The organism is Collimonas arenae, assembly GCF_000786695.1.
Taxonomy (GTDB): Bacteria; Pseudomonadota; Gammaproteobacteria; order Burkholderiales; family Burkholderiaceae_D; genus Collimonas; species Collimonas arenae_A.
Genome location: NZ_CP009962.1, coordinates 2,773,938 through 2,787,821 on the forward strand (window position 1 = coordinate 2,773,938; position 13,884 = coordinate 2,787,821).

Annotated in this window: 10 protein-coding genes; 4 read left to right on the plus strand and 6 right to left on the minus strand. The window is 55.5% G+C overall.

Translation table 11 applies throughout. From position 1 onward, the window contains the following. Positions 1-9 precede the first annotated feature (9 nt). From LT85_RS12320 to LT85_RS12330, 3 genes are all read right to left on the minus strand, one after another. Positions 10-1,701 carry a diguanylate cyclase domain-containing protein gene (locus tag LT85_RS12320; RefSeq protein WP_216595064.1) on the minus strand — a complete coding sequence of 564 codons (1,692 nt, stop codon included), beginning with the start codon at positions 1,699-1,701 and terminating at the stop codon, positions 10-12. Positions 1,702-1,922: 221 nt separating this feature from the next. Continuing rightward, positions 1,923-3,179, minus strand: a complete 1,257-nt coding sequence (locus LT85_RS12325) for an MFS transporter (RefSeq protein WP_038489126.1) — start codon at positions 3,177-3,179, stop codon at positions 1,923-1,925. A 203-nt stretch (positions 3,180-3,382) separates the two neighbouring features. Beyond that, a complete protein-coding gene (locus tag LT85_RS12330; RefSeq protein ID WP_038489128.1) occupies positions 3,383-4,081 on the minus strand; it encodes a dienelactone hydrolase family protein in 699 nt (232 codons plus the stop codon). Positions 4,082-4,892: 811 nt separating this feature from the next. Here LT85_RS12330 and LT85_RS12335 point away from each other — a divergent pair. Next, positions 4,893-6,758 carry a S53 family peptidase gene (locus LT85_RS12335; protein ID WP_038489132.1) on the plus strand — a complete coding sequence of 622 codons (1,866 nt, stop codon included), beginning with the start codon at positions 4,893-4,895 and terminating at the stop codon, positions 6,756-6,758. Between the two features lie 120 nt (positions 6,759-6,878). Here the strand turns inward: LT85_RS12335 and LT85_RS26560 are convergent, their stop codons facing one another. Then, positions 6,879-7,181 (minus strand): hypothetical protein, encoded by a 303-nt coding sequence (locus LT85_RS26560; protein ID WP_156117505.1) that lies wholly within the window; start codon positions 7,179-7,181, stop codon positions 6,879-6,881. 316 nt (positions 7,182-7,497) lie between these two features. On the opposite strand from LT85_RS26560, the gene LT85_RS12340 reads away from it, so the two are divergent. From LT85_RS12340 to LT85_RS12350, 3 genes are all read left to right on the plus strand, one after another. Further along, positions 7,498-8,751, plus strand: a complete 1,254-nt coding sequence (locus tag LT85_RS12340) for a hypothetical protein (protein ID WP_038489134.1) — start codon at positions 7,498-7,500, stop codon at positions 8,749-8,751. Positions 8,752-9,030: 279 nt separating this feature from the next. Next, complete coding sequence (locus LT85_RS12345) at positions 9,031-9,492, plus strand: hypothetical protein (protein WP_038489136.1); 462 nt, start codon at positions 9,031-9,033, stop codon at positions 9,490-9,492. 19 nt (positions 9,493-9,511) lie between these two features. Beyond that, complete coding sequence (locus tag LT85_RS12350; protein ID WP_038489138.1) at positions 9,512-12,376, plus strand: hypothetical protein; 2,865 nt, start codon at positions 9,512-9,514, stop codon at positions 12,374-12,376. A 50-nt stretch (positions 12,377-12,426) separates the two neighbouring features. Here LT85_RS12350 and LT85_RS12355 read toward each other — a convergent pair whose 3' ends face one another. Both LT85_RS12355 and LT85_RS12360 read right to left on the minus strand, forming a co-directional pair. Next, complete coding sequence (locus LT85_RS12355; protein WP_038489140.1) at positions 12,427-12,882, minus strand: SRPBCC family protein; 456 nt, start codon at positions 12,880-12,882, stop codon at positions 12,427-12,429. A gap of 15 nt (positions 12,883-12,897) precedes the next feature. Then, a complete protein-coding gene (locus tag LT85_RS12360) occupies positions 12,898-13,545 on the minus strand; it encodes a glutathione S-transferase family protein (RefSeq protein ID WP_038489142.1) in 648 nt (215 codons plus the stop codon). Positions 13,546-13,884: the final 339 nt, after the last annotated feature.

Sequence of the window (13,884 nt, forward strand, 5' to 3'; positions counted from 1 at the left end):
GGCCCATTTTCAGGCGGCGCGCGTAGGGACATCAAGCGCTTGTGCGGCAGAGGATGGTTCAGCAACACAATCTCCGGTCTCCTCGTCAAACAGACAAAACTGGTTTTTGCCTGCCCGTTTGGCTTGATACATCGCCATGTCCGCTTGCGACAATATCTGCGAACCGGAGAGTGAGGGGCCTTGCGGCAAGGCGATGCCAATCGATATGCTCAAGGTGAAAGTAATGCCGCCGACATCGTAAGGAGCACCGATCGTCGCCAGATAATGCCGCGCCACGCTAACCGCATCGAGGTGCGCATCGTCGAGGTCTGCGAGCAAAATCACGAACTCATCGCCACCCAGGCGCGCCACCGTGTCGATTTGCCTGCGCCCTTCGGAAAAGCGCGTAGCAACTTGAACCAGCACCGCATCGCCGACATTGTGGCCGTATCTGTCGTTGACTGGCTTAAAGCCGTCGAGGTCGCAAAACAAGAGCGCGAAGCGCGTGCCGTTGTGTTCGGCGCGCGCCACAGCCTGTTGCAAACGATCCTCCAGCATCGGCCGATTAAACAAACCGGTTAATGCATCGTGATGCGCCATGAATTCCATGCGGTCCTGGCTTGCCCTGAGCGCAGCTTCTTTCTCTCTCAGGCGCGCCACCAGATAGTTAAAGCCAAGCGCAAGGCTGCCAACCTCGTCATTGCGTCGCACCGGCAAGGGTCGCAGCTCGAACTCGCCGTCAGCCATTTCACGCATGGCTTGCGCAGCCTCGGTGAGCGGACGCAGTATGCGTGGCAACATGAACAACAAGATCGCCAAGGTAACGACCAGAACCAGCAGGGTGGATTTCAACCAGAAACCGCGTAGCGCTGCGATAGGACGAAATGCCTCCGCCGTCGGCATGCGGGCGACGACGAACCAGCCGGTACTGGGTACGCTCGCCATGGCCGATAATTCCTCTACACCCTCCGCATTGACGGTGACGCCGACGCCGCGATAACCGGCCATGGCGCGGTCGTGCAGCAAATTCACACCTTGCGGAGGAGTCGGCTTGAGTATCATGGAAGGGTCGCTGGCGCCGACAAACAGCTTGTCCGCCGGCGAAATCAGCAAGAAACCGCCGGTCGCGCCAAGCTGGTTTTCTTGCAGTCGATCGAGAAAGCCGGGGGCATCAAGCGACGCCACGCCCGCCAGCACGGCAACGACACGCATGCTGGCGTCGCGTACCGGCGCGGCCATGATAATGATCGGATCGCCGCCCGCTTGCTCACGCTGCGGCCGGCTCATTACCGGAGCATCGGCCTTCAAGGCCGCCTGGAACCACTCCCGCCCGGAAAAATCCAGATCCTCGCGACCGGTCGCAGCGGGATAACTTGCCAGCGTGCCATTGCCATCGGGATGGATCACCAGCAGTCCGCCATTGAATAGCGGATTCAGGCGCTCTCGCTCCTTTAGCCATGCAGTGAGTTCGTCCGGGCGCCGCACCAAAGCGGGCGGTAATATCCCGGCCAGTTCACCAATCAGCGTCTGGCGCGCGACGATGCTGTGGTCGATATCGTGAGCAATATAGGAAGCAATCGACAATTGCTGGGATGCGGCCAGATCGCGCAACTGGTCTTGTGCGAAAGGCAGGGCAAAAACAAGGCGCAAACCGATACCGAGGACGACTAGCGTAACGCCCAACGCGATGATACGGAACTTTAGGCTTTGAAAATTCATCATTGACGCAATCATACCGAGAACTGGTATCACCGCGTTAATGCAGTTTCAGGGTGGCGTTGCTTTTTGTTCCCTTTGTTTTCAACGCTTAATTCGTATTTCTACGTTTAATTAATATTTCAATATTTTTTTGCTGCAGACGGATATTTTTGCTCTTCATTGCAGGTGATGGAGGAGCAGGGCGATTAATTGCTAGCCGCCCTGTTTCAATCTTGCTACTGAAATTAAAGAGCGGTTGCTCCCTGGAGCGCCGCCGTGTTGCTGATGCTACGCTGAAGGCGCCAGAGCAGGAGCAAGGCTGTCAGCGAGGTTGCCACCAGCACGTAGCCGAGCACGTCGAAGTGCTGCAGCTTGCCATCCACCCCGATTGTGACAATGTGACCGGCAACGACTGATGCGATGCCTCCGGACAGCTGCTGGATAGAGGCGCTGATGGCGCTGAACGAGCCGCGCTGGGTCGCCGTAGGCACCGACGACACCAGCGCCTGGTAAGGAATCATGCGCGAGAAGATACCGACGAACAAAACGGAGTTGACGACGATCAGGACCGGCAAGGAGGTCGGCCCCAGGTGGGTATAGATCAACACCATCAGGATCGACAGCGCCGTGCCGAATATGAACACCCGAAATTTTCCGAAGGCGTCCGCGGCCTTGCCGATCATAGGTCCAATGAAGATGGTGCACAGTCCGGTGACAAGGTAGACCGTCGGCAAGTCATGCAGGCCGATGCCGAGGTTGTTGACCGCATAGGCGCTGCCGAAGGGCATCAGCATGAAACCGCCGGTGGTCAGCAGCGAAGTCGTGGCGAAGGCCATCAGGTAACGCCGCTCCGTCAGCGTGTGGAACAGATGCATCCACGGGCTATGTTCCTGCGGCAGCCCAAGATGCGCGGCGACAGGCTGCATGCGCCAGGCCACGAAGAGACCGCCGAACAGGCCGAGACCGGCCATCGCCAGGAACGGCACATGCCAGTTCCAGCGGTTGGACAGATACAGGCCGACAGGGATGCCCAGCACCTGGCTGGCGGCGAAGGCAGTCTGGATCAGCCCCATCACGCGACCACGCATCTGAGGTGGAAACAGGTCTGTCGATATCGCCAGCACGATAGAGCCGATGACGCCGCCGAACAGTCCCGTAACGATACGCGCCAGCAGCAGCATCTCGAAGCTTTGCGCCAGGCCGCACCACAATGTACCGACGATGAAACCGGTATAAAAGAACAACAGGATCTTCTTGCGGTCGAAGCGGTCGGCAAAACCCGCCGTCAGCAGCCCCGAGACGCCGGCACTGAAAGCATAGGCAGAAACCACCAGCCCAAACTGCTTCGGACTGATTGCCAGGGCCGGCATGATCACCGCGCCCAGCGGCGACATCAGCATGAAATCAAGGATGACTGCAAATTGCAGGAAGGCCAGCATCCCGACCACAAATTTCTGGTAGCGGGAGAACTGCGCGGGTAGGGTGGGGGATATTGGGTTCATGGCACTGGAGACGTTTGACAACAAGGAATATTGTGGTGCTACGAAAATATTCCTGCAAAGTTATCAGGGATATAAACATTGGCCTCGGCAGCATTAACCGTCGCGGGCTATCGATGTTGCAAGAGCGGCGGCGCAGACCGAATCTGGCCGCCGTCAAACAGGCGCTACAGGAGCTTGTTATATATGTATGCTACAGGTGCTTGTTACAGATGATCACTCAGGAAAGTCAGGGAGTTGCCATGCGCCTCCGCCGCTGCGCGCTGGTTATAGCTGGAACGGTGCGAGCAGTTGAAGCCGTGTTCCGCGCCTGGATAGACGTGGACTTCTACATCATCATTGTCTTCGAAGCGTTCGGCAATGCTTTGTACCGCGTCCAGCGCAATGTGCTTGTCGGCGGCGCCGAAATGCATGAGCAGAGGCACCGTGATCTCGTCGGCGCGTTGCAGCTGGTTCTGGATGCCGCCGCCGTAATAGGCAATCGCCGCATCCACCAAGCCGTTGGCCGCAGTGTTATACGCCAGCATGCCGCCGAAACAATAACCGATCACCGCCATCTTGCCTTCCAGGCCGGGCTGCGTCTTCAGCGCAGCAACGGTCAGCGCGATGTCGGCCAGCGCCTTGGCGACGTCGGTCGCATTCATCAGTTCGACCGCGCGCTTCCAGCCGGCGTCGTCATAGGCCAGTTCAATGTGCTTCCCGACGCGCCAGAACAGGTCTGGCACCAGCACCATATAGCCGTCGGCGGCATATTGCTCGGCAACCGAGCGAATGTGTTCGTTGACGCCGAAGATTTCCTGTAGCAGCACAATGCCCGGGCCCTTGCCTGTGTGCGGGATAGCCAGGTAAGCGCCGAACGTACCGTCGCCAGATTCGATGTCTATCCATTTAGTGGTCACGCTCATGGGTGTTTCTCTCCGTATCAGATGTCAATGCCTAGGTGTCCGACATGCTACCAGAAGCCGGCTGCAACGGTTGGAAGGGAGAAAGAACCGTCTTCGGCGCATGAGAACAAGGCGACCTGCCAAAATCAGCGTCAGGTATTTTGAGATCGGTTACAAAGCGATACAAAAAATTTTAAACGCCGATAAACAGAAATTGAACATTGGTTTACTCAGTTAGACATTTCAATTGCACTCTTTTTGGTAATGGAGGTTTGGAAAAACTCATGCGTAACATTTGGCGGTATTGCATTTGATTCCAATGGCATTTATTGAATGTCAAATGGATGAAGCACGCTTCGTTTACATCTGGAAATAACCGTCATATTATTTACTCGCAGTGACTGTACAGACCTGTCTAGGCTGTGATGTTGAATGCAATTCGAATGCAATCATTGTTGAAGCTGGCGCTGATATTTTTCTTGTGGTCAGTGCGCAAAAAAATAGAAATGTGAATATTGTTTTTACACGCTATTACTTCAAAAGAGTAAATGCTGCAGTTAGTCCTCAAAAGGGAAAGCAAGATGATTCGCACCAGACTCAATCAAATTCTCACTCCCCCGAACGCGTCTTCAGACGAAGCCGCCATGCCACCGCCCTCCAATTTCCGGCGCAGACAGCGTTAGCGCTGCCGCCATCCCGTTAACGGACTGACATCCGTTATTCACTGCATCACGGCAGGTGATGCAGATCCTAGCGTCCCTCAACCCACATTGCTGATTGCCGTGCGGGGCTGTGGCGTCCTTTGTTTGTTCCAATCAGGAGGAGTAAGCATATGTACTCGAAAAAACAAGTAGAAAATTTTGCTGTCCGCAAGGCTTCGACATTGTCAGTTGCATTGTCTCTGGCGCTTGTATCCATGTCCGTACATGCCGTTGCTACAAGCAACGACACGTGGGTCGGCACCAAAACCCAAGCGTTTTTGCCACATGTGATAGCCAAGCAAAAAATCCTGGCGGCCAGTGCCAACGTAGTAACGCCGGCGGAATCAGCAGTGCCGCTGGCGCAAGGCGAACCGGTACATGTCACCGTCAGTTTGAATTTGCATAACGAAGCAATGCTGGACCAGTTTCTGAAGGACCAGCATACGCCTGGCACCGCGTCCTATGGCAAATTCCTGACACCAGCTCAGTTCGCAGAAAAATATGCTCCCACGGAAAAAGACGTGGCCACAGTGGTTGCGCACCTGCGCAAATCGGGTTTCATCAATATCGTGGTTTCAGACAATCGGCAATTGATATCGGCCGACGGCACGGCAGCTACAGTACAGAACGGTTTCCACACTGGGTTGAAGAGCTTTCAGCATAACGGCCGAAAGGTTTTTGCAAATACAGATGCAGCGCAAGTGCCCTCAGCGTTGGGTGGCATTGTTAACGCGGTTCTTGGACTGCAAAGCGTTGAGATTGCGCATAAATACAGTTCCTTACTTCCCAACGCAAAAGCTGGTGTGACACCTCAGGCAACAGCAACGCCAAATGCGAGTCCAATCGAGGCAACACCCGCTCCGATGCAGTTATCCGCAATCTACAACGCCGGTAGCACGCCAACGGCGGCCAATACGACAGTTGCCATTATTGTCGTAGGAAGTGTGGTTCCGACGCTTGCCGATTTGAATACATTTACCACGAATAATCAGCTTGCCAGTGTAAATACCAATGTTGTACAAACCGGTCCGGTGGGCAGCAATTATAGCGACACGAGTGGGCAGGATGAATGGAGTCTGGATAGCCAGGCTATTGTCGGATCTGCCGGTGGTGCGGTGAAACAGATGATATTCTATGCGTCCCCGGATTTTAGTTACAACGGCCTTACTGCTGCTTTCAACAAAGCGGTGACTGACAACCAGGCCAAAGTAATCAACGTGTCGATTGGCGGTTGCGAATCAGGAGCCAATGTCAGTGGGATCATGGCGGCTACAGACCAAGTGTTCAAACAGGCTATTGCGCAAGGTCAGACTTTCTCGATCGCAGCAGGCGATGCCGGAGCCTATAACTGCCAAACCAGCTATGTTTCGGGCTCGCCAGGCGTTGCAGCAAATCCAGCTGCCTATGATGTCAGCTGGCCGGCGAACTCTTCCTCCGCGATTGCGGTTGGCGGGACTACCTTGTACACATCAGCGGGGGCGTATAGCAGTGAAACGGTCTGGAACGATGGGCTGAGCACGATCGGAAGCTATGGCACTCAGGGTGGTTATGATTACACGCAGCGCTTGTGGGCTACTGGCGGTGGCTTTAGCAGTTATGAGCCGGCGCCCGCCTGGCAGGCTGGGGTCATCGGCAACTCAGCTACTCGCGGTCTGCCGGACATTGCTTTTGATGCTGCGAGGTTTTCCATAACGATGAACGGTCAAAGCGTAGCTCTCCGTGGCACAAGCATCGCCGCTCCAATTTTTGCCGGCATCTGGGCACGTTTGCAATCGGCCAACAATAATGGATTAGGTTTTCCTGCTGCGAGTTTTTACAAATACTTTAAGTTATCAACTAACTCGTCGCTGTTGCATGACGTGACTTCTGGCAATAATGGCGTATCTGGTTATGGCCGTCAGGCGGCTATAGGTTGGGACGCAACTACAGGCTTCGGTAGTCTGAACATTGCCAATCTGAATACCTTCATCAAGAACACTTCAGATTTCGCACGTTAATTTTTGACATGCATTACTGAGATTTTTATGATGTAGCAGGGTGGGGAGCATGCTCACCCTGCTAGAAATTTCATCACGTTGTTGTTGCCACGCTGGCGTAGTATGCAGAACACATAACATTCAATCTCCTCGAACGTAGTGATCACACATAGCCACTAATTTGGACAGCTGGGTAGCGTCAGGTCTTTCCTGTAAAACCAGCTTTACTTCAGTTATTTGAGCACGGCTTGGAATAATCTCCACCGGACTGTGACACATCCATCCAGTCAAAATATTGGTGATTTCCTTCACCCCGAGAGTTGCCACTTCATGTCGCGTAGGGACATATGCGTGGAGCTCATATTTGTTTGGTTTTTTTACAGACTCTTCAGCTGCCCGCAAATTTTCGTCAGGTACGCCAAAACGATCAAATTTCGGTCTCATATAGCATCCTGAATTTGCGGGTTTTTATCTTCGCTCAACCTGGAATTTTTAGCAACAACCCAATCCGAGCGTCGTCCGCTATTTTTTCCGCAATCTCGGGACAACACCAGCAGGGCAATAGATGGCGTGTTCATTATTTTTGCCCGGATTTCTCTGAACTATATATAGTGCGATAATGTTTTCTTTTGGAAACATCTAATGCATCCTGTTCGAGTACGGACGGCTTAACCTGGATCCAGCTCGGAATGGACAACCGGTGTATTACTTATTTGCCGGTTTCTGTAGCGTGCTGACTATCAATCGGAGAAAACAATCGATGCTGAAAAATATGCTGTCCGGCCTGTTCGCATGCGCCGCAATCCTTCCCGCAGTCGCTTATACGGCTAATCTCGCCGCCAGCCCCGGCATGGTTGTCGAAAGCTTCAGTGGGCCGGTCACAGCTAAGGAGATGGTTTCCTTCAAGTCGTATATCCAGCCGTTGGTGCCTGCGACAGACAACATTGGCAACCAGTGGGCCCAGGGCGCCAGCGGTGAGCAGACCAAGGCAATGGGGCTGGTCTATGAAATCAACGGCGACCGTACCGTCCTCGACAAAATGCTGGTGTTTTGCGACAGCGTACTGTCAGAACGTAACGACCTGGCGCCGGCGCCGGTCGGCCAGCACAAGATCTGGACCGGTAGGATAGATCCGGTCTGGCCGAACGATCTCTCCACGACGCCGATCGGCACTGGCGGCGAGCAAGGCGATCCGGTCGGACACCTCGGTTACTGCGCCAGACTGATCCTGGCGACGCCATCGATCTGGCACCTGAAAGTCGGCAGCGGCGATCCGAAAAACTATGGCGCGGACTACTACAGCCGGGCAAAAAAATATGTGACCGAAGCCGATTACAGCCTGGACCGGCACATTTTCAAATCCTTGCTCAACCTCACGCGTGGCAACCTGTATTATTTTTCGGCCGCATCGCCTTACAAGTCCGGACTGCCGGTACCGTGGAACCAGCAGATGATGTTCAACTACGCCCTGCAAAACCTGGCCGCCTGCCATGAAATTCTTGGCGACGACCCGGCCAGGGCCACAAAATACAACGCCATTGTCAGCGCTAGCATCGCTTCTTTTTTTGCGACAGGCGTGACCTCGTATAAGAGCAAGAAGGGCAACGATGTCTATGACTGGGGCTATACCTTGCCCGACAGAAGCGGCGAAGACAACAACCACGGCAGTCTCGATATAGCCGGCTTTTACCGGGCGTATGCGACCGGCCGCTACGGCATCACAAGTCTGGAGATGACAAAATTCGCCAATACCTTTGTCGATGTGGTGACGCGCGGGCCGAAAGACTATGCGGGAAGAATCAATGGCAGCGATGGCGCAGGCAACAGTGCACCGACCACCATGGTCAGAGGCGGCTATCTATTCCTGGCAGAGTTCTTGCCGCAGCAATACAACAACATGATGGGGGCGGATTTCACCATCGGCAAAGCGACAGGCAGGATCGACCAGTTCTCTCGTTTCCTTTGGGTTAAAAACCAGCGCAATAGCAACGCCCGGAAAATCGCTGATAACTGAGACACATCTCTCCATGCCAGTTCTTGATTGAAAACTTGATTGAAAAGCAGCTAGCCGCCGGGAAGCAAATAAGCGACCCGGGGGCGGTCGGCTCTGGCATTTCGGACCGGAGAAACGCCCGTTCCTTGTCTCCCAGGCATGTTCCATGGCCTCCTGCCAACTATCAAATCTGACAGTTGAAAACACCGGATTTTCCCCTAGGCTTAGGACAAGCAAATGACCGAGTTTGCTTGCACTAAACAGTGTTGTTGATATGTACCCCTATTGGGAGAATATGACATGCCTGACAAAAGTGTCGTTGCAGAATTACCAGCAGGCCCCACGGATAACGGTGGCGGCGTCTATCGCCCGCCGCATTTTCCTGGTCCCGCCGAGTTGCCGGTGGCATCCAGCTTTGGAACTGGTCGCGAAGCCTTAACCGAGCTGTTCCGCCTGCGTGACCGGGTGCATTCCCTGGAATCCCAGTTTCTTGCTAGTAAGCTCAAATTTGGCGCGCATAACCCCAATATTCATGAATTGCCAACGCATCTGGAGGCACTTTTCCGCGGCGGCTGGCCAAACGAATTACCTGAAGGCGGGGAAGGCGGCGGGGGCGGCGTTTTTCATCCACGCCCCGAAATCGCAGAGCTGCCTCCAGAGGTGCTTTCCGGTTTGACGCAGACGCTGGCTGCCTTCACGCAGCGCCTGAGCGCCATCGAAACCAGTATTGCGGCATTGAACGCCAAAGTTAACACGCGGTAAATCGCTAGCTTCGGCATGCATGAACGATAAACGCGAGGCGCTGGCGGAGCATTTGCGCGAGCATGGAATTTTAGTCGCTTCGGCGGAACAACCGATCCGCCATCGCGACGGCACGCTCGCGCCCTGGGCGTTTTACAGCTGGAATTCAACGCTGACGGAGGAAGGATTGCGGCTGGCGGCGTTGTGCATTCTTGATCGCTTGAAGGGTTTCCGCTCGACCCAGTTGGCCACCGTCGGCTACACGGGCATGCCGTTGCTGTCGGCCTGCGTGCTGCTTGGCGAGGGGCGCTATACCGGACTATGCATCCGCGAGCAACGCAAGACCTACGTCTCGTGCCGAAGGATAGAAGGGCCTTTCGACAAGCACGCACCGGTGGTGATCATCGACGACTCCATCAGTTCCGGCACGTCGCTCGGCAAAGCAATCCGCGCTATCGAAGACGAAGGCGCGGAGGTGGAGGGCGCGATTGTGCTTGCGCAATTTCCACATCGCGGCGGTTTCGATTGGGCGAACGCCAACGGCTATCGCACGGAAGCGATCTTCGACATCTGGTCTGATCTCGGCATGGCGCACACCCTCCCGCACCCACTGCCTCCCTATGCGCCGCCAACCGGCAGCGTGCCGGCCCCGGAAGGCTTGCATCCGGCAGCCTTGGCGCGATTCGCCGCAACCACCTATCTGACCACAGGCGTCGCACCGCTGGCGCCACGATCGATGGATCGCAGTTATGAAGATCCGGGCGGCGTGTTTGTGAGCTTTCGTGAGCGGGCCAACGAACATCGCATCGCCCGCAGCGGATTCTGGCATTTCAATCCTGCTGCCGCGCAGCCATGCAGCGACGTAATTGCCGCCACCATCGACACATTGTGTGTGGCGAATGGTCAGATCACCATACAGAATCTGGCGCAGCTGAAAATTGCCGTCAGTTTCTTTTCCGCCCTTGAATCGATCGCACCGCGTTACCTGGATTTCGACCGTTATGGGATCGTCGCACAAAGCCGTGTTTTCCCGATGAAACGCGGCGGCGCGTTGCCCAATACCGAGGTGTTCATCAGCGACGTCGAACAATATCGCCACGCGCGCAAAACCAATGCCGGTATCGTACGCAACGAGCCGCACGATATATTCCGCCACGACGTGCATAAATATATCGAGCCGGGCGAAAGCTGGCTGCCGTATGGTACCCGCGAAAATGACGAGACCAGTTGGTGGCGCAATGCAGCGCTGGGCCATCGCCTCGTTGCGTTTGTCCGGGGATTACTTGCACAGGCGCTCACGCCCGGCAGCGTAGAACCGGCGGACTTGCAGGATAGCGCCATACCATGCGCCATCGCAGGCGTCGCCGTGCGGCTGTACCATTCCGGGCTGATTGGTTATGGTCTTTGCAACGGTCCAGCGTTGGGTGCAGGACTGCGCGAGGCAGTAGCGCAAGTTCTTGCCGACCCAAGACTGAAACGCGAATCACGTGATTCACGCGAATTAGAGCGCAATACAAACCTTGCAAGCTGCACAATCGTTGTCTCTGTCCTGCATCACCCGGAGCCGTTAGGGGCGGCACCGATCTCAATGGTGGCGCGCAAGCTGCGGCGCGGGCTGGACGCGCTCTGTATCGACTACGCAGGTCGGACGACAATCCTGTTGCCAAGCGCCTTGCCCTATAACAACCTGTCACGCGAAGCTTTTGTGCGCACAACAGCACAACTGGCGCACGCCGAAACGGCTGCAGAAACCAGGCAAGCAGAATGGCGCACTTTGCAATGCGCCGAATGGACGGAATTCGAGGGGCGGGGGCGGCCAATGCGTTTCGGCTTTCCGGACCGTTCTGCGGATGACGAAAAGTGCGCAGATGCCGCCGCGCTGATTCGCCTGCTTGGCAGCTATATCGCCGGCTCGCTGGATGTCGATGGCATGCCGCGTTACTTGTTGCTGCCTGTTTCCGGTGAAGCGCAAGCGCGCGGCACAGCGGCAAGGGCAATTCATGCATTGATGGCGCTGGATCTGGCAGGGAGCTTACTCAATGAACGCACCTGGTGCAACGCCGCGCAGACTGGATTACGTCACTGCCTCGTGCATGTCAGGGACGGAGCGCTGATACTGCCCGGGTGGACCGGTGGCTCGCTGGCCGACGCGGTATTGCTACGCGCAGTTGCCGACCATCCAGCGCTGAGCGCAAGCGCCGCGGCGCTTTCAATTGCCCGCCGCCTCAGTGGCATGCTGCGTGTGGACGGCCGTATCGGCAGGCCAATCAAACGACTCGACCTGCAAGACGATCACGAATATTTTCCAGGCGCAACGCTAGCCGCACTGGGACGCTTCGCGATCGTAGATCCTACAGTGTTGCCGGCTTCGCTTGATGCGCAGATCTCCTGGTATGCACACCGTTTCAATACTTGCCCGAGCTGGGGATCGGCCGGCTGGTTGCCGCAAGGCTTGCAAGCCTTGCACCGGATCACAGCAGATCCCAAGATGGCGGAGCTGGCTTTCAAAGCGACCGATTGGGGTATTCAGCAGCAATTGGTGAAGAACGGCGCCTTTCTCGAAGACTTAAGTCCGGACGAGCCAAGCTTCAACACCGGTTTCATCGCCGAGGGCGTTGCCGCTTCCCGGGCAATAGCGCTAGACATCGGCGACTCCGAACGCGCGGCGCGCTACGCCGCGTCCTGGTCTGATGCAATGCGGTTCATGTCGCGCTTGATTGTTTTTCCCGAAGACGTGTTCGCCATGCCCGTCGGGCTGGCCGCAGTGGGAGGCGTTCGATGCACGCTTTCACGCTCGGATATCCGCATCGACCAGGTCAGCCATTGCCTGCATGCGCTGGTGGAAGGCGCACGGCTTGAACAACTGATGCTACGCAACGAGGAAATAGTCGAATACGTAAAGTAACCGCACAGCGCCCGCTTATTGAACTATTTTTTGTGTGATTTTTTGTGCGACTAAGCGCTTTCCGAACCAGGCTCTTCCAGCAAAATTTTAAGGCGAGCCAGGTCGGCAAGATTGGCTCGTCGCATCGCCTTGGCCATGAACGGGGCCATCAATGCTGAAAAGCCGGTGGGTTCGCCGCGATTACGCAAAGTCATATGTGTGCCGCCAAACAGAGTTGATGCCCAGATATAGGTCGTTTCCATAGGAAACGGCCCTTGGGCTGTGCGCATGACCAGCCGCTCGCCGGCGACAAATTCGATAATTTCATAGGTATAGCGCAAGCGCCGGCCAAGAAATCGGGCAACGAAAGCGATGCGTGCGCCAACATTGAGCGGAGGAGCAGATTGCCACTCCACCGCCTTGATATTCACATACCACGATGGAGCATTGTCTGGATTGGCAGCATAAGCCGATACCTCATCACGCGCACGCGCGATGAAGATCTCTGTGCATACATCGACACGCATGGCAGGCTCGGCAGCTTACGCGGACTTGTTCTGCGCCAGCAGCATGCCTTCCCAGATCGGGACAAACTCCTCCATGACGCGGGCGTAGCTTGGACGCAGCCTGGCGCGTTCGTAGTAACGCACGATGTTGGGGTAGGCGGCAAACGGGGCAACGACCTGACAATAAAAGAGTGGAGGAATGGCTGCGCAGTCGGCCATGGAGAACTCACCGCACAACCAGTCTTGATTTGCCAGACGCTTATCGAAATGCTCGTACGTGATGCGCAGATAATTGCTAGCCTTCGCCAGTTCTTCCTCGCTGTATTTCTGAAAGCCAAAGCGCTCAAACAGCAGGGTGCCTGCAGGATTGCCCAGGTACAGATCGCTCATGCGATCGATGAAGCGCACCTGGCGTGCTGCGTCCACGTCATTTGGGATCAGCTGAGTACCGCTTGCATGGTGACCTTCCAGATATTCAATAATGATGGTCGATTCCGGAATCATGTGATCGTCGCTCGGCTTGAGCAACGGCAACTTGCCGATCGGATAGATCTTGGCATAAGCCGCTTTGCCTTCCGGCGACATCAGGCTGACTACTTCCGGTTCGAATGCAACGCCTTTTTCATAGAGGGCGATCAGCGTCTTTTGCGAATAGGTGGAGAGTGGATTGTAGTAGAGCTTCATGACAGGCTTCCTTGGTGAATGAAAGTGAATCAGTGAATCAATGGATTACATCGAGCCTGACCAGGCTGATTTTCCGGCCGGATTGGTCGTTGTTACGCGATTCGCCGACGTAACATTGGCGGCTACCTCCCGCATATACATCTGAAACGTGTTGCCGTCGCTAGTCGTCAATTTCGCCAGCTTACTTGCCCGTTTACAGGAAGTGCAATTGACCCTCTGGTCCTGAATCGGACGCGCTCCCGGGGCAAGTTGAGTAACGGTGTGCCTGCAATGTGGGCAGGCAAGGGCGATTCCATCCGGGTTCATAACAGCGGTGTCTCCTATTGGAGCGCTGATTGT